Annotated in this window: 21 protein-coding genes; 17 read left to right on the top strand and 4 right to left on the bottom strand. The window is 52.1% G+C overall.

Going from position 1 to position 23,085, the window contains the following annotated elements; all coding sequences use genetic code 11:
- The first annotated feature begins 24 nt into the window (after positions 1–24).
- The 8 genes from bamA (at position 25) to KZZ10_RS00955 (ending at position 8,026) form a co-directional block, all read left to right on the top strand.
- The gene (gene bamA / locus KZZ10_RS00990; protein ID WP_259659623.1) at positions 25–2,379 is read left to right on the top strand and encodes an outer membrane protein assembly factor BamA; all 2,355 of its coding nucleotides are present in this window, start codon (positions 25–27) and stop codon (positions 2,377–2,379) included.
- 66 nt (positions 2,380–2,445) lie between these two features.
- Entirely contained in the window at positions 2,446–3,012 is a 567-nt protein-coding gene (locus KZZ10_RS00985; protein WP_259659622.1) for an OmpH/Skp family outer membrane protein, read from the top strand.
- Positions 3,013–3,027: 15 nt separating this feature from the next.
- Positions 3,028–4,122 carry a UDP-3-O-(3-hydroxymyristoyl)glucosamine N-acyltransferase gene (gene lpxD / locus KZZ10_RS00980; RefSeq protein ID WP_259659621.1) on the top strand — a complete coding sequence of 365 codons (1,095 nt, stop codon included), beginning with the start codon at positions 3,028–3,030 and terminating at the stop codon, positions 4,120–4,122.
- A 66-nt stretch (positions 4,123–4,188) separates the two neighbouring features.
- Positions 4,189–4,641, top strand: a complete 453-nt coding sequence (fabZ, locus tag KZZ10_RS00975) for a 3-hydroxyacyl-ACP dehydratase FabZ (RefSeq protein ID WP_259659818.1) — start codon at positions 4,189–4,191, stop codon at positions 4,639–4,641.
- Positions 4,641–5,435 carry an acyl-ACP--UDP-N-acetylglucosamine O-acyltransferase gene (gene lpxA / locus KZZ10_RS00970; protein ID WP_259659620.1) on the top strand — a complete coding sequence of 265 codons (795 nt, stop codon included), beginning with the start codon at positions 4,641–4,643 and terminating at the stop codon, positions 5,433–5,435. The genes fabZ and lpxA overlap by 1 nt, the downstream gene beginning before the upstream one ends.
- Positions 5,432–6,619, top strand: a complete 1,188-nt coding sequence (gene lpxB / locus KZZ10_RS00965; RefSeq protein ID WP_259659619.1) for a lipid-A-disaccharide synthase — start codon at positions 5,432–5,434, stop codon at positions 6,617–6,619. Before lpxA ends, lpxB begins: the two co-directional genes overlap by 4 nt.
- Before the next feature lie 31 nt (positions 6,620–6,650).
- Positions 6,651–7,259: a ribonuclease HII gene (gene rnhB / locus KZZ10_RS00960; RefSeq protein ID WP_375372522.1), complete on the top strand. Its 609-nt coding sequence runs from the start codon at positions 6,651–6,653 to the stop codon at positions 7,257–7,259.
- The gene (locus tag KZZ10_RS00955) at positions 7,256–8,026 is read left to right on the top strand and encodes a TrmH family RNA methyltransferase (protein WP_259659617.1); all 771 of its coding nucleotides are present in this window, start codon (positions 7,256–7,258) and stop codon (positions 8,024–8,026) included. Before rnhB ends, KZZ10_RS00955 begins: the two co-directional genes overlap by 4 nt.
- A gap of 5 nt (positions 8,027–8,031) precedes the next feature.
- On the opposite strand, the gene ppsR is transcribed toward KZZ10_RS00955, so the two are convergent.
- The gene (ppsR, locus tag KZZ10_RS00950; RefSeq protein WP_259659616.1) at positions 8,032–8,868 is read right to left on the bottom strand and encodes a posphoenolpyruvate synthetase regulatory kinase/phosphorylase PpsR; all 837 of its coding nucleotides are present in this window, start codon (positions 8,866–8,868) and stop codon (positions 8,032–8,034) included.
- 188 nt (positions 8,869–9,056) lie between these two features.
- Here ppsR and ppsA point away from each other — a divergent pair, with 188 nt between their 5' ends.
- Entirely contained in the window at positions 9,057–11,420 is a 2,364-nt protein-coding gene (ppsA, locus tag KZZ10_RS00945) for a phosphoenolpyruvate synthase (RefSeq protein WP_259659615.1), read from the top strand.
- 60 nt (positions 11,421–11,480) lie between these two features.
- Here the strand turns inward: ppsA and smpB are convergent, their stop codons facing one another.
- Entirely contained in the window at positions 11,481–11,939 is a 459-nt protein-coding gene (gene smpB, locus KZZ10_RS00940; protein WP_259659614.1) for an SsrA-binding protein SmpB, read from the bottom strand.
- Positions 11,940–12,119: 180 nt separating this feature from the next.
- Between smpB and KZZ10_RS00935 the strand changes: the two genes are divergently transcribed.
- From KZZ10_RS00935 to KZZ10_RS00925, 3 genes are read left to right on the top strand one after another with little or no spacing between them, the layout of a single operon-like run.
- Positions 12,120–13,583 carry an MBOAT family O-acyltransferase gene (locus KZZ10_RS00935; protein ID WP_259659613.1) on the top strand — a complete coding sequence of 488 codons (1,464 nt, stop codon included), beginning with the start codon at positions 12,120–12,122 and terminating at the stop codon, positions 13,581–13,583.
- On the top strand, positions 13,583–15,232 hold the full coding sequence (locus tag KZZ10_RS00930) for a DHHW family protein (protein ID WP_259659612.1): 1,650 nt from the start codon (positions 13,583–13,585) through the stop codon (positions 15,230–15,232). Before KZZ10_RS00935 ends, KZZ10_RS00930 begins: the two co-directional genes overlap by 1 nt.
- A gap of 24 nt (positions 15,233–15,256) precedes the next feature.
- A complete protein-coding gene (locus tag KZZ10_RS00925; RefSeq protein WP_259659611.1) occupies positions 15,257–16,651 on the top strand; it encodes an SGNH/GDSL hydrolase family protein in 1,395 nt (464 codons plus the stop codon).
- Positions 16,652–16,691: 40 nt separating this feature from the next.
- On the opposite strand, the gene KZZ10_RS00920 is transcribed toward KZZ10_RS00925, so the two are convergent.
- On the bottom strand, positions 16,692–17,822 hold the full coding sequence (locus KZZ10_RS00920) for a transglycosylase SLT domain-containing protein (protein WP_259659610.1): 1,131 nt from the start codon (positions 17,820–17,822) through the stop codon (positions 16,692–16,694).
- Between the two features lie 95 nt (positions 17,823–17,917).
- Between KZZ10_RS00920 and KZZ10_RS00915 the strand changes: the two genes are divergently transcribed.
- The 5 genes from KZZ10_RS00915 to mmsB all read left to right on the top strand — a co-directional run bounded on the left by KZZ10_RS00915 (position 17,918) and on the right by mmsB (position 21,995).
- Positions 17,918–18,358 carry a type II toxin-antitoxin system RatA family toxin gene (locus KZZ10_RS00915; protein WP_259659609.1) on the top strand — a complete coding sequence of 147 codons (441 nt, stop codon included), beginning with the start codon at positions 17,918–17,920 and terminating at the stop codon, positions 18,356–18,358.
- The gene (locus KZZ10_RS00910; RefSeq protein ID WP_259659608.1) at positions 18,355–18,705 is read left to right on the top strand and encodes an RnfH family protein; all 351 of its coding nucleotides are present in this window, start codon (positions 18,355–18,357) and stop codon (positions 18,703–18,705) included. Before KZZ10_RS00915 ends, KZZ10_RS00910 begins: the two co-directional genes overlap by 4 nt.
- Positions 18,706–18,766: 61 nt before the next feature.
- The gene (locus KZZ10_RS00905) at positions 18,767–19,921 is read left to right on the top strand and encodes an acyl-CoA dehydrogenase family protein (protein ID WP_259659607.1); all 1,155 of its coding nucleotides are present in this window, start codon (positions 18,767–18,769) and stop codon (positions 19,919–19,921) included.
- Positions 19,918–21,111: an enoyl-CoA hydratase/isomerase family protein gene (locus KZZ10_RS00900; protein ID WP_259659606.1), complete on the top strand. Its 1,194-nt coding sequence runs from the start codon at positions 19,918–19,920 to the stop codon at positions 21,109–21,111. The genes KZZ10_RS00905 and KZZ10_RS00900 overlap by 4 nt, the downstream gene beginning before the upstream one ends.
- Positions 21,108–21,995, top strand: a complete 888-nt coding sequence (gene mmsB, locus KZZ10_RS00895; protein ID WP_259659605.1) for a 3-hydroxyisobutyrate dehydrogenase — start codon at positions 21,108–21,110, stop codon at positions 21,993–21,995. The genes KZZ10_RS00900 and mmsB overlap by 4 nt, the downstream gene beginning before the upstream one ends.
- A gap of 12 nt (positions 21,996–22,007) precedes the next feature.
- Here the strand turns inward: mmsB and ygfZ are convergent, their stop codons facing one another.
- Complete coding sequence (gene ygfZ / locus KZZ10_RS00890; RefSeq protein WP_259659604.1) at positions 22,008–23,069, bottom strand: CAF17-like 4Fe-4S cluster assembly/insertion protein YgfZ; 1,062 nt, start codon at positions 23,067–23,069, stop codon at positions 22,008–22,010.
- Positions 23,070–23,085: the final 16 nt, after the last annotated feature.

The raw sequence follows: 23,085 nt of genomic DNA, 5'->3' as shown, positions 1-23,085 counted from the left end.
ATTGAATTTCAAGGATTGGTCAGGATGTCCGCTAGCTTGTTGTGTGTATTGGGTCGATGCGCGCGTCGCGTCATAGCTTCCGTTCGTCTGGGACTCGTTGGGGTGACGTTAGCGGTTAGTTCGCTTGGGTTGCTTCCTAATGCGTCTGCGTTCGATCCTTTCGTGGTGAGCGACATTCGAGTCGATGGTATGCAACGCACGGAGCCGGGCTCTGTCTTTGCGCGTCTACCGTTCAAGGTCGGCCAGCGCTTTACCGAGGAATTAGCAACCGAGTCGGTCCGCAAGTTGTACGAAACTGGTCTTTATGCCGACGTACGGATTCAGACTACGGGTCGCGTAGTAATCGTGCAGGTGCAAGAACGACCAACGATTGCATCGATCTCGTTTACCGGGATGCGCGAGTTTGAATCCAAAAATATGATTGATAGTTTTAAACAAGTCGGATTTGGCGAAGGTCGAGTTTTTGATCAGTCCATGTTGGATCAAGCTCAGTTTGAGCTCAAGCAACAGTACTTAGCGAAAGGCAAGTACGCCGTCGAAATATCCCCCACTGTGACGCCTTTGCCCCGTAATCGGGTCGGCATTAACTTCGACTTGTTTGAAGGCAGTGTGGCGCGAATCAAAGAGATTTCTTTTGTCGGAAATAAGGACTTTTCTGAGAGCACGTTGAGAGGTCTATTCTCTTTGACAACTCCAGGCTGGTTGACCTGGTACACGGACGCTGATAAGTACTCACGCGAGAAACTTGAACGAGATATTGAAGAGCTGAAGTCGTTTTATTTGAACAGAGGCTACCTAGAGTTCAAGGTGGAGCCACCTCAGGTCACGATATCGGCTGATCGCAAGGACATTTTTATTACGCTGACCATCAATGAAGGCAAGCCCTACAAGGTAACGAGTGTCAAGCTTGCGGGTGAATTGATCGGTTTAGATGCGGAAATTGGAAAGCTCGTTCAACTGAAAGAGGGCGAGCTCTTCTCTGGCGCAAAAACCAATGGTACAGCGAAGGCAATTGCAGACTACCTTGGTGATCTGGGCTACGCGTTCGCGAACGTCAATCCTAACCCTGTATTGAACCGCGAGAACCAAACGGCTGAGGTAACGTTTTACGTCGATCCGAGCCGCCGTGTTTATGTACGTCGGATTCAAGTGAGTGGTAATCATCGGACCAAGGACGAGGTTGTTAGACGTGAGATTCGTCAGGTGGAGGCCGCTTGGTATGACTCCGGCAAGATCAAGCTGTCTCGGGATCGCCTAGATCGACTCGGTTACTTTAAAGAAGTCAAAGTGACCACTGAGCCTGTGCCAGGCGCGCCGGATCAAATTGATGTCAGCGTAGTCGTAGCGGAAAAACCAACCGGCATGGTCAACTTGGGTGTTGGCTATGGACAGGCGGATGGCATTATTTTGTCTGCGGGCATCTCAGAGGACAATGCGTTCGGTAGCGGGACCAACTTAACGCTTAATTTGAACACTAGCCAATACAACCGGACTGCCGTGCTAGCGCACACGGATCCATATTTTACGAACGACGGCATCAGCCGTACGAGTTCGATTTACTACCGCACCGTGACTCCGTATTCAAATAACCCTGGGATGTACCAAGTAACTACAGCGGGTTTAGGCTTGAACTTTGGGGTGCCGATCACCGAATTTGATCGGATTTATGCTGGGGTGAGCCTTGAGCGCAACACGATCGGGTTGTACTCTAACTCCCCAGCCGCCTACCGGGAATACGTACGCGATTATGGCGACACCACAACCGCTGCGATTTTGAATACTGGTTGGGCGAAAGACACGCGAGATAGCGCGCTTGCACCTACAAAAGGCTCGTTTACTCGACTCAAAGCAGACTTGGGTACTGGCAGCCTAGAGTATTACTTGTTAAGCGCTCAGCAACAGCTATTCTTGCCCCTGTCGCGTGACTACACGATCGCATTTAATGCCATGTTTGACTATGGTAAGAGCTACAGCGATTTGCCTTACCCGATCATTAAAAACGTCTACGCCGGCGGTATCGGGACGGTGAGAGGCTACTCACAGAGTTCGCTTGGCCCGATTGATCCGATCACTGGGACGTACCTTGGCGGCTCCAAGCGCGTGGTTGGCAACGTTCAGTTGTACATGCCATTCCCTGGAACCCAGAAAGATCGTAGTTTGCGTTGGTATATTTTTGGTGATGGTGGCCAAGTGTACGGAACCGATGGGTTTGGTAACGACACCTCAATTGACCTAAGCCAGTTACGTTATTCGGCCGGTATCGGTTTGTCTTGGATTTCGCCAATCGGACCATTACAGCTATCGCTTGCCAAGCCGCTTAACGCCAAACCAGGTGATAACACACAGGTCTTTCAGTTCCAGATCGGAACCGGGTTCTAGATTTGTTTAAAATTTTTTAGTGGCACAATGCCAACTTGCAATTTTGTTTACTGTGGAAATGGAATCATGTCTGTAAATCACACTTCAACCGCTCAGATTGCGATCGCAAAACAAGCTCACGCTCGTGGCAACCGACTCTTTTGGTTGTTGAGCGCTGGGCTATTGGCTCTTGGCCTGCTGTTTAGCGCAATGGCTCAAGCTCAAGGATCGAAAATCGGTTTCGTCAATACCGAGCGGATCTTACGCGATTCGATTCCTGCTAAAGCCGCACAGACCAAAATAGAGGCTGAGTTTAAAAAACGCGAAGATGATCTCCAAAAGTTAGCCGCTAACTTACGAAATCTTGCTCAAAAATTCGAGAAAGATGCGCCGGTTTTGTCTGAGTCGGACCGTAATAAGCGTCAACGTGAACTCGCGAACATCGACGCGGACATACAGCGAAAGCGTCGTGAGTTTCAAGAGGACTTCAATCGTCGTCGCAATGAAGAGTTCGCAACAATCGTAGAAAAAGCCAACGCGGCGATTAAGCGTATTGCTGAACAGGAAAATTATGATGTCATCTTGCAGGATGCCGTGACGGTAAGTCCTCGTGTTGACATCACCGATAGAGTTATTCAAGCCCTTGGCAAGTAATTAAAGGGTTTAGGCATGCCGGTATTGCTAGACGCCAATCGCGCTCCTCCGTTATCGGCGCTTTTGCGCGCCATTCCTGGCGGCCTTGTGCAAAGTATTGTTGCCGGTTCCGAACAAGATTCAGATCCGTGCATCGCGGGGCTAGGGGCGCTGTCTAGCGCCGGTCCATCTGAAATTTCTTTTATCGTTCATGCGAAGTATTTAGAGCACCTTTCGCGCACAAATGCGTGCGCTGTGATCGTGCTGCCTGAGATCGAGGTGCACCTCGCCACGCAGTCACCACCCCCATCGTTTGCTCGCGTGGTGTGTAAGCATCCTTATTTACTCTATGCACGAATTGCGCAGTGGTTCGAGTGGGCGATACAGCCTCCACGTGAACCTACCGTGCACCCGAGTGCAGTTGTGGACCCTACTGCAGTTTTAGGCGCTGGAGTCACTATTGGTGCCAATAGTGTTGTGGGTGCGCGCTGTGAGATCGGTGCGATGACCTATCTTGGGCCCGGTTGTGTCATTGGTGATGATGTGTCAATCGGCGTCTCTGGTCGACTTCATGCGCATGTTTCTATCTATTCAGGTGTGCGTGTCGGGTCGCGCGCGATTCTGCATAGCGGCGTGGTGATTGGTGCAGATGGATTCGGTTTTGCGCCTGATCCGAGCCTTGCCAAGGGCGCGTGGGGAAAGATTCCTCAACTTGGTGGCGTGGTCATCGGGAACGATGTCGAAGTCGGTGCCAACACAACCATTGATCGTGGCGCACTTGAAAACACGGTCATCGATGATGGTGTCAAGATCGATAATTTGGTGATGGTCGCACATAACGTTCGCATCGGTGCGCACACAGCAATCGCTGCTTGCGCCGCTATTGCTGGCTCGACGGTGATTGGTTCACGGTGCACAATTGGTGGTGCAGCGGGTGTCGCTGGGCATCTCACCATTGGCGATGATGTGCACGTGTCTGGCGGTACAGGCATTACCAATGATGTATCAAAACCCGGTAGGTATACCGGCGTGTTTCCTTTCGGTGAGCATGCGGAGTGGCAGCGTAATGCAGCGGTAGTTACGCAGCTATGGAGTCTTCGTAAGCGCCTACGGGCGCTTGAGCGTGAATAGTTTAGCTACGATTAATCGCGATGTCTTTTTGATGTCGCCTTCTTAAAGCGTTGAATCAATATGGCGATACAGCTGGATATTAAAGAGATCCTCGATCGAATTCCTCACCGTTATCCGATGTTGCTAGTGGATCGGGTCTTGGATATGGTGCCTGGCAAGTCGATCAAGGCCCTCAAGAATGTATCGATCAATGAGCCGTTTTTCACGGGTCATTTTCCGCATCATCCTGTGATGCCGGGCGTATTGATTCTCGAAGCAATGGCACAAGCCGCCGCCATTTTTTCTTTCGCAGATGAAACCGGACTAAAGCCCGTAGATGGCGAGGCCGTGTATTACTTCGTTGGCATCGACGGAGCGCGTTTCCGTAAGCCAGTTTTACCAGGCGACCAGTTAATTATTGAAGTTGAAGCCGAGCGGTTAGGCCGTACGATTTGTAAGTATCAAAGTAAAGCGTTTGTTGACGGTGAGGTAGTAGCCGAGGCAAAGCTTATGTGTGCGATCAGACCACTGGAAAAATAATGTCTGCCCAGATCCATCCCACTGCGTTGGTCGACCCACAAGCCCAGTTACACCCAACGGTTAGCGTGGGCGCTTATTCCATTATTGGTCCGCACGTTCAGATTGGTGCTAATACGGTTGTAGGTTCGCATTGCGTTATCGACGGCCACACGACGATTGGTTGTGACAATCAGTTTTATCGCTTTTGTTCGGTAGGCGGAATTCCTCAAGATAAGAAGTACGCTGGCGAGGCGACAAGACTCGAAATCGGCGACCGTAATATGTTTCGTGAGTATGTCACGATTAACATTGGCACGACACAAGATGTGGGTGTGACCCGCATGGGATCTGATAATTGGGTAATGGCCTATGTGCACGTCGCACACGACTGTCAGGTGGGCAGCCATGTGATTTTGGCGAATGGCGTTCAGATGGGTGGTCATGTGCATATTGGCGATTGGGCCATCGTCGGAGGTCTGGCTGCAGTGCATCAGTTCGGACGCATTGGTGCGCACAGTATGACTGGTGGGCAAAGCGCTCTGCATATGGACATTCCACCCTATGTCATGGGCTCAGGCAATCCTTGCGTGCCAGTTGGGATTAATGCAGAAGGTCTGAAGCGCAGAGGGTTCTCTCCAGAAGCGATTACGGCTTTGCGTGACGCTTATAAGATCATCTATCGCAGGGGTTTGTCACTTAGCGACGCTTGCGAAGAGTTGCGTGCGCGTCAGAAGAGCGAACCGGCTGTAGCGCAGGCGATCGAACCTTTACTTGCCTTCATCGCGGCGAGCACACGGGGCATTATCCGCCCATGACTTGGCGGCTTGGCTTAGTGGCTGGTGAGCCCTCCGGGGATCTGATTGCCTCACGAGTCTTAGCTGGATTGTCGAGACGTGATCCAGCGATGCGCCCAGAAGGGATAGGAGGACCAAATCTTAGTGCGCAGGGGATGGATGTCTGGCATCCAATGCACGCTTTAACCGTATTTGGGTATGTAGATGCGTTCAAGCGCTTACCGTCCTTGCTTCGGATCTACCATGATGTCAAATCTCGATGGTTGCGTGAGCCCCCTCAGTTGTTTCTTGGTGTCGATGCACCAGATTTTAATTTTCGTTTAGAGAATCGCTTAAAACGCGCAGGCATACCGACCGTACACTTTGTGGGTCCCTCCATTTGGGCATGGCGCTACGAGCGCATTCGGCACATCCGCGAATCCGTGTCACACATGCTAGTTCTGTTCCCCTTTGAGGAAGCGATTTACCGAAAGGAAGGAATCCCGGTGACCTATGTGGGCCATCCCTTGGCCGACGCTATACCCATGACGCCTGATCGAGCAGCGGCAAGACGCCGACTACAGATTTCAGATAACGCCCGTGTGCTTGCGATACTTCCCGGCAGTCGGTCATCCGAAGTCCGTTTGATTGCTCCTCGTTTTTTGCAAGCAGCCCAGATCATGCAAAAACGGGATCCTTCGCTGCAGTTTGTTGTACCCATGGTCAACGAGGCGCGGAAACTCGAGTTTGAGACTGCGTTGGCTCAGTATCCAGTTAATCATCTACAGATTTTGTTGTCTTCGACCCAATCGGGTATTCAGACAGATCCGACGGCATGGCTTGCACTCGAAGCGTGTGATGCCGCTTTAGTTGCGAGCGGTACGGCAACGCTTGAGACTGCACTATTTAAACGGCCGATGGTGATTTCTTACGCAGTGTCTCCCATGATTCGTCGTGTTATGGGCTGGAAGTCCGGTCAAGAGCGTCCCTACCTTCCCTGGGTGGGACTGCCCAACATTTTGTTAAATGATTTTGTCGTGCCGGAGCTTATCCAAGAGGATGCTACGCCGGAGAAGCTTGCAAGTGCGATGTGGGGCCTATTAGATAATGCGTCGCTCTGCGAACAGATTCAAAATCGCTTTGCTGAAATGCACCATACCTTGAAGTGCGATACGCCAACCCGAGTGGCGCAGGCACTTGAGCATATCGTTCATGACGGAGTCTAAGCGTCCCTCGCGGCATGCCTCTGAGGTTGGGCTGCGGCAAGTGGCTTTGTTTGGTGATGATTTAGAGAGGTTTGCGCATTGTGCGGGGGTAGACGAAGCCGGGCGTGGCCCGTTGGCGGGCGATGTCTATGCAGCGGCTGTCATTCTCGATCCCGCACATCCAATTACAGGGTTAGCGGACTCGAAAACGCTGACCGAAGCTAAGCGTGAGTTGCTAGCCACCGAGATTAAAGCGCATGCGCTCGCTTGGTGTGTGGCAAGTGCAAGTGTCGAGGAAATCGATCATCTCAATATTCTGCAAGCGACGTTGCTTGCCATGCAGCGTGCGGTTCAAGGTTTAGAGGTGGTTCCGGATTTAGCTTGGATCGATGGAAATCGCGCACCCGTTCTTAACTGTGCAGTGAGAACAATCATTAAGGGCGATGCGTTAGTGCCTGCGATATCTGCAGCGTCCATCTTAGCCAAGACCGCGCGCGATGCGACGCTGGTGCAACTGCATAGACAATATCCCCAATACGCGTTTGATCAACACAAAGGCTACGGAACTGCACTGCATCTAGAACGGCTTCGTCTCCACGGGCCTTGTGCTGCACACCGGCGAAGCTTTGCTCCTGTTCGTACCTTATTGGATAAGCAATGAAAACGATTGAGTCTCGCTCGAATCCCTTGTACAAGCAGCTTTTCAAATGGCAGTCGAGCGCTGGACGCAGGGATGAACCCATTCTTTTGGAAGGTGTCCATCTATGCGAAGCATTTCTGGCGCTCGGGCGCCAACCGCAGTATGCATTATTCGATCAAACACGGATTACTGAACCGCATCTCGCCGGATTGATTGAGAATTTGTCCGAGGAGGTTTGTTGCCTCCTACCTGCAGGCTTGCTGGCTAATCTGTCGAACGTCGATACGGGGCAAGGTGTTTTGTTCGTGGTGAGGCCAGCGGTGGCCACTTTGCCCACGCATTTGAATGCAAACATGCTGTGGCTTGACCGTGTACAGGACCCAGGTAATGTTGGGACGCTTCTCAGAACCGCTGCGGCGGCTGGTATAACGCGTGTATTGGCGTCAACGGGTACGGCATCACTTTGGTCGCCGAAAGTGCTGCGGAGCGGTCAGGGTGTGCACTTTGGCATGCATCTGCATGAACACATCGATTTACTTGCCGTTGCACGCACGCTAGTGGTTCCGCTTATTGTGACTACGCTAAGCGAGGCGAACGACTTGTTTGAAGTAGAGTTGCCAGTTCAAGCCGCTTGGGTGTTTGGGCACGAGGGGCAGGGCGTGAGCCAGTCACTGATTGATTTGGCGGCGCTCCGCATACGGATTGACCACGCGCAAGCGGTGGATTCGCTCAATGTCACTGCAGCAGCGGCTATCTGTCTGTTTGAGCAACGCAGACAACATCGGTGAGCAGTTCAATAGGCAGAGTGCCGGTCTAAGCCAACTTCTTGAAGTACAGTTGTCGAGATTTCTTCGATCGACTTTGTGGTGGTCGATAGCATGGGAATACTTTCACGTCTCATTAGTCTTTCTGCTTCGGCGACTTCGTGACGACACTGTGGTAGCGAGGCATATTTGCTGTCTGGTCGGCGCTCATGCCTGACTTCTGTTAATCGTTCGGGCTGAATTGTCAGGCCGAACAATTTTGTCCGATATGGCATGATCGTTTTGGGTAGGGCGCCTCGGTCAAAATCTTCCGGAATCAACGGGAAGTTAGCGGCCTTTACGCCGTATTGCATTGCGAGATAGAGACTTGTCGGTGTTTTCCCACAACGCGACACACCAATCAGAATGACATCGGCTTGGGCAAGCCCTGAGACAAACTGACCATCATCGTGGGCTAAGCTAAAGTTAATGGCTTCAATGCGGTTGCGGTACTGTAGGGAGCTAACCGCTTTATGGGACTTTCCGATGGAGTGACTGGACTTCATCCCAAGGTTTTGTTCAAGCGGCTCGACGAAGGCACCGAATAAGTCCAAAAATAGGGCATTTGCAATGCGCACACGCGCCAGAACATCTGGATTGACCAGGGTCGTGAAGACGATAGGGGGTTTACCTTGATCGGCCGCGCACCGGTTAATACGCTGGACGACCGTATCAGCCTTCTCAACTGAGTCAATGAAGGGTACGCGCACCTGCTTGAACGTGACGGACTCGAACTGTGACAAAACCGAATGACTAAAGGTCTCAGCGGTAATGCCTGTGCCGTCAGAAATAATAAAAACGGTGCGTTCGGTGGCTGGCGTCGACATGAAAAGTATCCGTCACAAGAGTACGAAGTAGTATAATGCACCGCAGCAATTTGTTCTGAAACGTCACCTAAAAACCGTCCCTAAGACTGCGTCACAACACTGGAGTTTGAAGACGGGATAGGCCAGTTTGGTCAGCGTGTATCGCACATTGACCAAACTCGCTTTCAATATTGTTAAAGGTGACTTTCATGTCGTATGTCGTTTCATTCGAGCAGCTCCGTATGACGGATGTTGACTCTGTCGGGGGAAAAAACGCCTCACTAGGCGAAATGATCAGCCAGCTCGCACATGCGGGCGTTCGTGTACCGGGCGGTTTTGCGACCACCGCTCAGGCCTTTCGTGACTTCCTTTCCGGCACGGGATTGGATAAGCGTATTGCCGACCGGCTTAGCACCTTAAATCCGGACGATGTCCGTGAGTTAGCCGTGGCCGGAGGTCAGATTCGGCAGTGGATCGTTGAAGCGCCTCTTCCCCAACAGTTGCATGATGATATTAGGAAGGCGTTTGCCGTGCTGGATGCGGATGGCAAAGGCTCGTTCGCGGTGCGCTCGTCTGCGACTGCGGAGGATTTGCCCGATGCGTCCTTCGCGGGCCAGCAAGAAACCTTTTTGAATGTCGTCGGCTTTGACGACGTCATCGACAAGATTCGTCACGTGTTCGCTTCGTTGTATAACGATCGAGCTATTTCCTACCGCGTTCACAAAGGTTATGCCCACGCAGATGTCGCACTCTCTGCTGGTATCCAACGGATGGTCCGCTCGGATAAGGGCAGCGCAGGGGTTATGTTCACTCTTGACACCGAATCTGGTTTTGCGGATGTCGTCTTTATCACATCCTCTTATGGCCTAGGTGAAACGGTCGTACAAGGTGCAGTGAATCCGGATGAGTTCTATGTCTTCAAACCGACACTGGCTAGCGGGAAGTACCCGATTGTTAGCCGACGCATTGGTTCAAAGCTCTTAAAAATGGAGTTTGATGCACAACGATCGGAAGGTCGAGCGGTGCGCACGGTGGATGTGCCGGTTTCCGAACGGAATCGTTTTTCTTTAACTGATACCGAAGTTATTGAACTCGCAAAGTACGCAGTCATCATCGAGCAGCATTACCAACGCCCCATGGATATTGAATGGGGCAGGGATGGTGTAGATGGAAAAATATACATTTTGCAGGCCCGTCCCGAGACCGTGAAGTCTCAGCAAGGCCACAGTGACGTGCAGCAGCGCTACAAGCTTAAGGCTACCGGGAAGGTCTTGGTGACAGGTCGCGCGATCGGACAGAAAATCGGCGCGGGTCCAGTGCGAGTTGTTGCAGACATCTCGGATATGGATAAGGTACAGGCAGGGGATGTATTAGTGACCGATATGACGGATCCAAACTGGGAGCCTGTCATGAAGCGTGCGTCTGCGATTGTGACTAATCGTGGTGGTCGTACTTGCCACGCTGCCATTATCGCCCGAGAGCTCGGTATTCCAGCAGTGGTTGGCTGCGGCGACGCGACCGATCGCTTAAAGGACGGTCATCAAGTGACCGTGTCGTGTGCTGAAGGTGACGAGGGTCGCATTTATGACGGTCTGATCGAAACTGAAATCGAAGAAGTCCAACGTGGTGCGATGCCTGAGATTGGACTTAAAGTCATGATGAACGTTGGCAATCCACAGCTCGCGTTTGACTTTTCGTCCATCCCAAACCATGGGGTTGGTCTTGCGCGCCTTGAGTTCATTATCAACAACAATATCGGGATTCATCCTAAGGCTGTCCTTGACTATCCCAATGTGGATGCGGAGCTCAAGGTGGCGGTGGAGTCTGCAGCGAGAGGCCATGCCAGCCCTCGCGCCTTCTTTGTAGAAAAGCTTGCTGATGGTGTGGCCACAATCGGCGCCGCTTTTTACCCTAAGTCTGTAATCGTCCGTCTCTCAGACTTTAAATCGAATGAATACCGAAAGCTTGTAGGCGGCGCACGTTACGAACCCGAGGAAGAGAATCCGATGTTGGGCTTTCGCGGAGCATCTCGTTACATCTCTGCAGATTTTGCAGAGTGCTTCAAAATGGAGTGTGAAGCCTTAAAACGCGTACGCAATGAGATGGGTCTGACGAACGTTGAAATCATGGTGCCCTTTGTGCGCACCGTTCAGCAAGCCAAGCGCGTAGTCGATTTGTTGGCAGCGCATGGGCTGGTGCGAGGGGAGAATGGTTTACGCCTCATCATGATGTGCGAAGTTCCATCCAATGCAATTTTGGCGGAACAGTTTCTTGAGCATTTCGATGGCTTTTCAATTGGGTCCAATGACCTCACGCAGTTGACGCTAGGTCTAGATCGTGACTCGGGAATGGAGCTGTTAGCAGCCGACTTTGATGAGCGGGACGAGGCAGTGAAATTTATGCTCAGTCGTGCCATTAATGCATGTTTGAAAGCGGGTAAGTATGTTGGTATTTGTGGGCAAGGTCCAAGCGATCACGCCGATTTCGCGGTTTGGTTGCGTGACCAGGGCATCTTATCTATGTCGCTAAACCCAGATACCGTTGTCGACACTTGGAAGAAGCTCGCTATTTAAAACAGTAAAAAAGAGAAACTAGTAGTAAGTGTAAAAATGGGGCCGATGGCCCCATTTTTACTAGTCCCGGTTCCGGGTGTCATGTTTCATGAGGCGTTCTTTCTCGCGAGCCCAGTCTTTCTCTTGAGACGCATCGCGTTTGTCGTGCAGTTTCTTGCCTTTTCCTAGTCCAAAATCGAGCTTAATCCGACCATTTTTATAATGTAAATTAATCGGCACAAGGGCGTAACCTCGCTGCTCTACCTTGCCGATCAGTTTGCTGATCTCCTCCGCCTTGAGCAGCAGCTTGCGGGTGCGGGTGGAGTTCGGTAGAACGTGTGTAGAGGCCGAGTGGAGGGGGCTAATATGCATACCCAACAGCCAAAGCTCACCCTCTAAAATCACAACATAGCTTTCCTTAAGTTGCGCTCGCCCCTCGCGGATGGCCTTGACCTCCCACCCCTGCAGGACTAAGCCTGCTTCAAAGCGTTCTTCTATCAAAAAATCATGGAACGCTTTGCGGTTTTCGATGATGCTCATTGTTTCTATCAGAGGGCTTAGAAAGCCTACACACTCGTAGAGCTAGGATCCTCATTTTAACCCGTGGTGCAGTGGGACAGTTATCTAGGTAAAATTCGTTGCTTTTTTGAATAATGCGTCGTGTTTTTGCCTCCACCAGTCACCAACTCAAACTCCCCGTAACAGATACCCCTCCTTGCCATGGTTTTCTCCTCTTTGGTATTTCTGTATCTGTTTCTACCCTGCAGTTTGATCCTTTATTATTTTTTTGGCTCAAAGTTTCGTCATGGCGTTGGCGCGGATGGAACCACAGATACCGGTGCCCCAACCGAAGCGCAAAACTATATCCTGATCGCAGTCAGTCTATTTTTTTATGCTTGGGGCGAGCCGATTTGGGTGTCTTTGTTGGTACTCACCGCAGCGATTGATTGGCTGGCGGCATTGTGGATGGAGCGCACGCGTGGCACAAATGGCCCGAAACTTGCATTAGCCCTTTCTCTTGTTTCAAATCTGTCGTTGTTGGGTGTCTTTAAGTACAGTGATTTTGTGGTCGAGAACGTCAACACTTCTTTTGGCGCTTCGTTCAATTTGCCTGGCTATGCATTGCCGATCGGAATTTCGTTTTATGTTTTTCAAACGCTGTCTTATTCGATCGATGTCTATCGTGGAGATGTCCGTGCGCAGCGTAGGTTCACCGATTTCTTGCTTTTTGTAAGCCTCTTCCCTCAGCTGGTTGCGGGTCCAATCGTGCGGTATGTTCATATCGCAGCGGAGATCCGCGGACGTAGGCACTCCTGGGATTTGTTTAGCCGGGGTTTACATCGCCTGTGTGTCGGGCTATTCAAGAAAGTATTCATTGCCAACGTCGCTGGCGAGTGGGCCGAGCGGACCATGGGAGGGGACCTGTCAACGTTGTCTACCGGTGACGCTTGGTTGGGTTTGGCTATGTTTGCGTTGCAGATCTACTTTGATTTCTCTGCGTATTCAGACATGGCTATCGGCTTGGGAATGATGTTCGGCTTCCATTTTCACGAGAACTTTAACTATCCCTATATTTCCAAATCGGTCACCGAATTCTGGCGACGTTGGCATATTTCGCTCAGTACGTTTTTTCGAGACTATGTCTATATCCCCTTGGGAGGGCGAGCACGTTGGCCTTATAGAAACTTGTTTATTGTTTGGGCGTTAACCGGCTTTTGGCATGGTCCGAGTTGGAACTTTATGCTTTGGGGGCTCTATTTTGGCGTTTGGATCGCGATCGAGCGTCTCTTTTTGGGCAATTTGCTCGCCAGGCTCCCAGGACTGTTCGGGCACCTATATTTACTACTCATCGTCACGCTGGGATGGGCACTCTTTTACTTCACAGATTTGCAGCAACTGAAACTGTTTTCGATGATTTTGTTTGGCTTTACCGAGGCACCATTGTTTGGTGAGCAAACTTTCACTGATATCCAGGCGCACGCGCTCTGGCTACCGCTGGCATTGGTTGCGTGCACACCCGTCGCGCCTTGGTCGTCGTCCATTCTCGTGCGTTTGGACATCGTGCGGTCACTTGTTAGTTGGAGACCGATCGCAATCTTAGCTGTCGACTTGGTCATGTTGCTTTCCTGTACCGCCTTGCTAGTCGGTCAAAGTTACAACCCGTTTTTATACTTTCGTTTTTGATGGAAAAATCAACACAAGCCTCGGGTGTTCACTATCCGCATGCAAGTCGGTCGGCACGGATTCTGCACGCACTTTTGATTTTTCTTTTGCTTTCTTCGCTAGGTGTCATTTTTCTTGCGCAATACGAGTCTCGGCAAGCTGTTTCCGAGACTGAGAATCGTCGGCTGGCCCCATGGCCAGAGCTGACGCAAGAAAATTTGTTAGACGGAAGCTTTGCTCGCGGCATTGAGTCGTATGTGGCCGATCATTTCCCCCTTCGTGAGTACTTCACCCAGGTTGCGAGCTTCGTGCGGACCAACCGCGGTCTGACGCTAGATGGTCGCATTGTCCAAGTGAAGGGTGGTGATACCGGCTTTGAGGATATAAACAGCTGGGCTAAGCCTAAGACCGGTACCGATCAGGACGAATCGCCTAAAGAAGTTGGGGCAGAAGCCGAGATCGCACTGGTTACCCCAGGGCTTGATCGTGAGTCTAATGCTTCCCCTGAGCCCCTAGAGCGCGCTGAGGGAGCGACAGGTGTACAGAAGAGCGACACGCTTAGTGCCCAAGAGACGGCCCCACAAGTCAATGCGGTTCCTCAGTCGACCTCACCCGAAGTGGCACGCTCGCGGGAGACCGCCCCGCCTAGCTTGACAGCTCAGGCTGCGGCACCCAGCAACAAGCCACTGAATGTGGTGGGAGGCGTATTACTACACGAGGGACAGGCGTTGTTTATGTTTGGGGGCACAGACAAGTCTGCACAAGGCTATGCGAATGCGGTGAACACGTGGGTGGACCAGGTCGCGAAGCCAAATAATATGCAAAGTGTCAGTGTTGTTGTGACTCCGACAAGCAGCCATTTTTATCTGCCTGCAGCGGCGCGAGCGCGCACGACCTCGGAGGCGCGCAACTTAGAGGCAATGAAGTTAGCGCTGAACCCTGAAGTACGCTTTGCCGATGTCATCACCGAAATGCAAGACCATACGTCCGAACCCATGTTTTTCAAGTCTGATCATCACTGGACTGGACTGGGCGCCTATTATGCCTATCGTGCGTGGGCTCAAGTGATGGGGCTTACGCCACTTGAGCTTTCCGCGTTCGATAAGCGCTCGGTTGCAGGAGTCGCAGGGTCATTTTGGAGTCTGACCCAAGCGCCCGAGCTCAGACAAGCCGATAAGGTCTCTGACTACTACGTGCCAACAACGGTGACTGTTAAGAGCACTCAATATGTTGGTCCGGAGCAAAAGACGCCTGCGCCGCACGAGTTCTTCGCAGAGAAGAGCCGTGGGTATATCGTATTTCTTGGCGGAGATGTGCCGCTGTTGGTTGGCACGACAAGCGCCGGAACGGGTAGAACGGCACTTGTGGTCAAGAACTCTTATGGCAATGCCTTTGCACCCTACCTGTTGCCGCATTTCGATAAGGTTGTCGTTGTCGACTATCGCTATGTGTTCCGCAATATCCAGGATATTGTCAAGACCTTTGGGGTCACGGATTTGGTTTTTGTTAACGCGACGATTACCGCTAATTCAGGTGCTCATCAAGAGCGTATGCGTCAAGTTGCTCGTGGTACAAGCACTGCATGGCAAACCGAGGCAGAGAAGCGGCGCATCAGACAGGAAGAGGCTGCAGCGGCAGCAGCAAAAAGTAATAGCGCACCTAGTCAATGACCCTTTTGGCTCTAGGAGTGAACCATGAAGATAGATCGAGTGACAAGACCGTGTGGTCTGGTGGAAGAAAATAGGGTGAAACGCATTCGAAATTTACGCCAGTTTTTGATGGTATGTGTGATGTTGTGTGTGCCGTTGACCACTGCAATTGCTCAGACCAAACCCTTGGCTTTTTCCCAAGGGGATCGCATTGTTTGGCTTGGTGACAGCATCACCGCTGCATACACATACGGGCGATACATCGAAACTTTTTTCTTGCTACGTCGGCCAGACCTGGATTTGACGTTTGTGAATGCGGGGATTGGTGGACATTCTGCGTTCGATGGTCTCAATCGATTAGATCGAGACGTACTGGTTCATCGTCCAACCGTTGTTGTGATTAATTTTGGAATGAATGATGCGGCGTATCCTCTGAACAGCCCGCACGCTGCATTGATAAAGAACGTTCAAGCCATTATTGAGCGCCTTCGTGAGGCGGGGGTCAAGCGCATTATTTGGGTCGAACCGAGTCCAGCGAATATCGCAGGTGTTGCCTCCCCATCAAAGTTGATTGACCGACAAAGGCAGCTCGAACGGCTTGTTGCGGCGATGCAAGCTGAGGCAGTTGGCGCAGACGTACTGAAGGTTCAGTGGCATCAGACGTTAAAGAACGCGCTAGCGCTTACGGCGTCGTCTCAAGATATTAAATTGATCCCTGATCGTATACACCCCAGTGCCATAGGGCATGGTTTGATGGCCGTTGAGTTTCTAAGGCAAATTGGAGCAAACTTGGCGCCCGCTGTGATTCAAAGCAATGTTTCGGACAGAACTGTTGAGACAGAGTTTCTCCCTGCCGGAGCAAACGAAAAGAAAGCACTTAAGTTTCAGACTGCCTTAACGCGAGGAAAGGGAGTATCCGTCGACGTTGGTATGGCTCTACCACCGGTCCCCTTTGTTTTAAGCCACGCTCAGGTTAAATCGGTCGCAAGTGCTGAACTCAGTGCTCTTAAGTCGCTCGTTTGGCGTGTGAGTGGGCTAGAAGCACAAGCGAGTTACCACGTCATGCTTGACAGTGTGTCGGTTGGCCGCTTCACTGGCGAGGAGCTCGCGCGTGGTGTGGATGTCATGCAGGGGGCAGAAACACGTGCTTCACTTAGTGCACAAGCGCGAAAAGACCTTGAGGCCTGCTCTTTGAAGACGGGCTATTCGTATGTGAATGATTACGATTGTCTCTTCGACATGATCGTTAAGCGCGACTTACTCGTCGCGGCAACGCGTGGTGATCGCATGCGAGATCTTCCGGATTTTGGTGTTGTTGGGCACAGCGCTTATTTAACGTTTATGCAGTCATGGATGGATTCAACGAATGCGGCGATCGATGCGCGCGCAATTTTGATGAGGAAGACACCGCACGTACTGTCGCTTAATCGCGCACAATAAACATACATCATGCGCGAGTGGTCCCGCGCATGGTGTGTGCTCAAGGGCGTTGTCCGCTTGGGATTGGCAAGAGAACGACGGTGCCGACCTTCAGGCGGACACCCCAACGTAAGTGATTGAGCGCTCGGACACGTGCTGCATCAACTTTCCAGGTGCGTGCTAGGCTTTCCGGTGTTTCCACTGTTTCAAGTACGACTGACGTGAACGCAGACAGCGCCTCTTTTCGGAGGTTCAAATTTGCTCGATATTTTTTTGCTTGATCGATCGGCAAAAGGATTGTCTGTGTTGGGCCACCAACAATGACTGGTCTGTTAAATGCAGGGTTAAGGTCTACAAAGTCCTGAAGTGTCATGTCAGCTAATTCAGCGGCAATGTGAATATCGATGGTTTGCGCGACAGATATCACCTCAAAATAGGGAGCGTCCGGGATATTAGGGAGGGCGATTTTGTAGAGGTCTGGGCGTGCGATGATGTCGCGAATTGCGAACAGCTTAGGTACAAATACTTGTGTTTCCCTAGGCATAGACAAGTGATCGTACGTTATGGGTACTTTACGCTTTGCATTGTTAGAAAGCGCACGAGTGACATTGCCTGGCCCCCAGTTGTAAGCCGCCAAGGCTAAGTTCCAATCGCCAAATTGGGTATGGAGCTCTTGCAGCAAGTCCAGTGCCGCTTGAGTTGAACGAATAATGTCTCTGCGTTCATCCTTAAATTCGTCACGCACTAAGTTCAAATGTTTAGCCGCGACCGGCATGAGGCCCCAGAGCCCAGCGGGGTTGAGCCCCGTTTTTGTTCTTGGCGAATAGCTACTCTCGATAATGGGAAGGAACGCCAATTCAACGGGCATGTTTCGGCGCTTTAGCTCCTGCACTACGAAATACAAGTAGGGTGTCGCGTTTGAAAGCACCGTTTGGAAATGATTGGCTCCCGAGGCGTAGAGTTTGGCCTGCTGTGCGACGATTGGTGTACTGATCGCTGGCAATCGATAGTGCTGCGTGATACTTGGCCAGATTGGCGCTGAGGGTCCTGCATCGCTTGGGTTTGTGTGCTCTTGCTCCATCAAGCCTAGAAACGCTGGCCAGTCCTTCATGGAACAACCGGTTAATAACCCGAGGGCCACAATTGCAGCCGAAAGCAAGATGCCGGAACGTCGGTTGTTGCGCACAGTCATGATCGCCTCTAACCTTGGTCAAATGGCAAGGGCCGAGCGCACATATCGTGCGACTGCCGCTAAAATGTCTGCATTCTAGCCAATCACAACACAGCATGCATACAGTCGAGCGCTCCGTTTTGGTTCCGCACAGCGCAAGCCAGATGTTTAACTTAGTTGCGGATGTTCAAAAATACCCAGAATTCATGCCTTGGTGCGGTGGCGCCTCTGTCGACAAGCAGGATGCGTCTGGAGTGCAGGCATCAATAACGATCGCGATTGCCGGCCTTAAGCATACCTTTACAACCAACAATACCCACGAGTTCCCCAGCCGTATCGCGTTGTCCTTAGTAAAAGGGCCGTTTTCGGCGCTCGATGGCGAGTGGAGATTTATGCCTTTGGCAGAGGATGCGTGCAAGGTGTTGTTTACCTTGCGTTATGAGTTTTCTAGCCGAGCGCTTGAGGTTGTTGTCGGGCCGGTCTTTAATCGAATCGCGACAAGCTTCATCGATTCCTTCACGCAACGCGCAGCCCAGTGCTACGGAGATGGCTCTTGAGCTTGCCCTCGCTACCCGGTACCTTGATTCAGGTCACCGTGTGTTACGCCCTGGCCCAATCATGTCGAGAAGTCACGTTAATGCTAGCCAAGGGCTCCCTAGTGCAGGATGCACTCAGTAGGGCGCGAGAGCACTCCGGGTTTGGTATGCTCGTCGATGAGGCTGTGACATTTGGCATTTTTGGAGTGAAGTGCGATCTTTGCGCTCTGCTTAGCGATGGCGACAGGGTAGAACTGTATCGGGCGCTTGTGGTTGAGCCTAAGGTGGCGCGCCGTAGACGCGCTGCACATCGTCAGAAGGTACGCCAAACAAAAAATAGAGTCCCAATAGCGGATCGCACTGTCTGAGGCAAGATGAAGTAGTTACCGCTGTTTGACTTGTTTTGCTTAAAAGTAGACCGGAGGTTGAATGGATGTTGAACTGAGTCAGGAGCAACAAGCTTTCGCACAGCTTGCACGCGAGTTTGCGCAAGGCGAACTCGCCCCGCACGCAGCACGCTGGGATCAAGAGTGCATATTCCCCGTTGACGCCTTTCGGCGTGCTGGTGAACTTGGCTTTTGTGGTCTGTATGCGCCTGCGGAAATGGGTGGCTTAGGATTGTCACGTCTGGATGCATCTATTGTATTTGAAGAGTTGGCTGCGGTGGATCCCTCGACCACCGCCTTTCTTACGATACACAACATGGCCGTATGGATGGTTGGAACCTGGGGATCGCCAAAACTCCTCGAGCAGTGGGGAGAGGCATTAGCCGGCGGTAACAAGTTGGCTTCTTACTGCCTTACCGAACCGGGCGCGGGCTCGGATGCGGCCTCTTTGAAGACCTCGGCCCAAAAGCAAGGGGATTTTTACCTGCTAAATGGGGCGAAGGCGTTTATTTCAGGCGCTGGCGAGACCGAATTGCTGGTAGTGATGGCACGCACTGGGGCGGCCGGTGCTGGTGGTATTTCAGCTTTTGCGGTTCCTGCTGACTTGCCTGGCATCAGTTATGGTCGCAAAGAGCTCAAAATGGGCTGGAATAGTCAGTCGACCCGCGCGATTACGTTCGACAACGTAGAGGTGCCCGCACATTGCTTGCTAGCAAAGGAGGGGGAGGGTTTCAAACTCGCAATGAAGGGGCTTGTAGGCGGGCGCATCAATATTGCAACCTGCTCTGTAGGTGCTGCGCAAGGTGCAATGAACGTCGCCCGAGAGTACATGCGAGGAAGGAAACAATTCAACAAGGACCTGACTCAGTTCCAAGCATTGCAGTTTAAGTATGCAGACATGGCAACTCAAGTCGTCGCCGCGAGGCAGATGGTTCGCTTAGCAGCTTGCAAGCTTGATGCCGACTCGTCGGATGCGACGGTTTACAGCGCGATGGCTAAACGTTTTGCAACGGACGCAGGTTTTTCTGTCTGCTTGGACGCGCAGCAACTGCTCGGCGGATATGGATACCTTAAGGACTATCCTCTTGAACGCTTGGTACGCGATACGCGCGTGCATCAAATTCTTGAGGGCACGAATGAAATCATGCGCGTCATTATTGCGCAACAGTTACTAGAGAGAGGATTGATACTGGAATGAGCCAGCTTGATGAGAGCCCTGTCGTTTTTTCGACTATTCCATGTGCAGGCGGAATGTGTGCGGGTGTTGCTACGCTTAACGCTCCAAAGACCTTAAATGGGTTGACGCTGGATATGACGCGTTTGTTGGCGACCCAGCTTGAACATTGGGCAAGCGACTCGAAGGTAGCGTTGGTGATTTTAAAGGGCGCAGGCGACAAAGCTTTCTGTGCAGGTGGTGATCTTCACGCGCTGCATCACAGTATGCTCGAGTATGCGGGTCTTGCGCCTGTTGCAAATGTGTATGCAGGTACGTTTTTCGCGGAAGAGTACGCCCTAGACTATCGGCTGCATACCTTTCCCAAACCTGTGCTCGTTTGGGGAGATGGCATTGTCATGGGCGGCGGAATGGGTCTGATGATGGGAGCAAGTCACCGCATAGTCACCGAGACCTCCCGCTTGGCAATGCCGGAGATATCAATCGGCTTGTTTCCAGATGTAGGAGGCACTTGGCTCCTAAACCGACTACCGGGAAAAACTGGGCTATTCATGGGGCTAACCGGTGCTCAGGTCGGTGCGGCCGATGCGCTATTTGCAGGCTTAGCCGATTACCACGTTGAACGCGGCAAGTGGGATCAGCTGACGCAGGCAGTTGCTTCTGTGAGTTGGACCGCGTGCGCTGCCGGACAGCAGTCGAACTTTCGCGATGATCGCGATTTGGCGCTCACAAATAATCATGCGAAGCTGCATCAGTTAATTGCCCAGTTGGCCACGCAACCTACACCGTTAGTCGGTCCGTTACAGACACATCAAGCCTTGATTCAACGCTCTTGTGTCTCGTCGAATTTGGATCAAGTGGCAGCAAACCTCTTGGCGCTTGCCGCGCAAGAAGACCCCTGGCTGCAACGTGCGGCCAAAACCTTTGCGTCTGGTTCCCCAGGTTCGGCAAGACTAACTTTCGCATTGCTTGAGCGCACGAAGCGCATGTCGCTTGCACAGGTTTTTCGCACCGAGTGGATTGCGGGTTTGATGGCCGCATCACATGGAGATTTTGCTGAGGGGATACGGGCTTTGTTGATCGATAAAGATAAACAACCCAAATGGAATCCTGCGACACTCCAGGAAGCAAGTGCAGACTGGGTCGAAAAATTCTTCACCTTGCCCATACCGCCGTTCAAGCACCCATTACACACACTAGGAGAGTTGTCATGACACGTGTTGCCTTTATTGGATTAGGAAATATGGGCGCCCCCATGGCGCTGAATCTCATCAAGGGTGGGTTTAGCCTTAAGGTGTTCGATTTGGTTGCTGAATCGGTCGCTCAGCTAGTCGCCGGCGGTGCGAGTGCGGCTAAGTCGGCAAGCGATGCCGTCATAGATGCGGATGTGGTGATCACGATGTTGCCAGCAAGCAAGCACGTCGAAGGGGTCTACCTGGGTGCCGAGGGTTTGCTGACAAAGATTCCATCGAAGGCCCTCATTATTGACTGCAGCACCATTGCCGCTGATTCCGCACGCAAAGTTGCACGCGCTGCTTCGGAGCGTGGCCTCGCAATGATCGATGCCCCAGTCTCGGGTGGCACTGGTGGCGCGATTGCTGGGACACTGACTTTTATCGTCGGCGGCGAGGCTACTGATCTAGCCCGCGCCCGCCCTCTGTTAGAGAAAATGGGCAAGAACATTTTCCACGCCGGTGCAGCCGGTGCTGGCCAGGTTGCCAAGATTGCAAACAATATGCTGCTCGGTATTGCAATGGCAGGCACCGCCGAGGCGTTGGCCCTAGGGGTAGCCAACGGACTGGACCCCAAAGTACTTTCTGAGATCATCGCTAAGAGCTCTGGCCGTAACTGGGCGATTGAGCTCTACAACCCATGGCCAGGTGTGATGGAGAACGTTCCCTCATCTAAGGGCTATGCCGGTGGCTTTGGCGTGGACCTGATGCTCAAAGACCTTGGTCTGGCTGCTGAAGCGGCCGTCAGTACTCAGTCGGTCATTGCGTTGGGCGAGCTCGCACGAAACTTGTTTGCAATGCACAGCGCCCAAGGCAGCGGAAAGCTGGACTTCTCGAGCATTGTTAATTTGATCAAGCGTGACTGACAATAAGTCACGTTAGGTTTTTGTCGGGCGGATCTCGTAAGGAAGCGACTCTAGAAGTACGCGAGGTCCGGTTGCGCTGCCGAGTAACAGCGCATTGCGATCCATTGCGTCGAAGGGCGCCTCAAGAAGTAACCAGGACTGTTCGCCCGAGCTTGATAGGTTGATCACGCGTCCGCAAGGCTGATCGCCTTCATAGATATCTTGGCCAGGTGTTACTTCAGCGCCGAGCAAGGTGTCTACTCGGGCGAGGGTCATGCGGCGTTTAAGCGTGCCCCGGTAGTGGCTGCGCGCCACAATCTCTTGCCCGGGATAGCAGCCCTTAGTGAAGCTGACGCCCTCAATCAAATCGAGGTTGAGCGTTTGAGGAATGAAAAGATCCTGAGTTTTTGCTTCGACCCAGGGCAGTCCGAGCTGAATGTCTATGGTGAACCAGATTTTTGTATCTGCCAAGGCTAGGACCGCATTCAAGCTTGGCCAGTTGATTTGGCTTGGCTCAGAGGCTTCTTTCGACGCTAGCCACCACCAGCGATGAAAGCCAGGCCGTGTCGGTGCTGCGATCCAAGTGCCGGTCTTGTCGTGCATGGTCTGCCACGGCGTAAGAGGTAGGTCGTGACCTAAGGCTGCAGTGAGCATGTCTAGCTTGCTGTTGGGTGCACATACCCCAGCGGCTGCGTAAGCGGATGGCGCTATCTTTACCTTTGAGCGAAGTACAAACATCGATAGGCGCTTGGCTACCGCTGTCGCGATATCGCTGCGCAAAAGCATGGAAATCTCGTGCGATTGTGCAGGCTGTGCCGTTTGTGTCGAGGCGCGTGATCTGTCTTGGCTGAAAATTGCAGTTGCCAATAAACGTCCCTGCGCCGTGCAGTAGCCAGCTAAACATGCGGCATCTGTGCCGCGGGCGGCGAGATCGTTGGTAATTTGGCCTTGAAGAAAGCTAAGCGCATCTTCACCCGTCACAGACAGCACGGTGAGCTCGTCCTCGAGACGGTGGACGGTGATAGCTTCCGGTGGCGTTTCACTGCTTGGATGCGTTTCGGTATGAGTAACGGTGTGCTGAAAAAATGGATGCATGAGACTTTTAATGGGC

This window comes from Zwartia hollandica (assembly GCF_019923725.1).
Classification (GTDB): Bacteria; Pseudomonadota; Gammaproteobacteria; order Burkholderiales; family Burkholderiaceae_B; genus Zwartia; species Zwartia hollandica.
The sequence above is the reverse complement of the archived record's forward strand: the minus strand, read 5'-3'. Positions and strand labels throughout refer to the sequence as shown.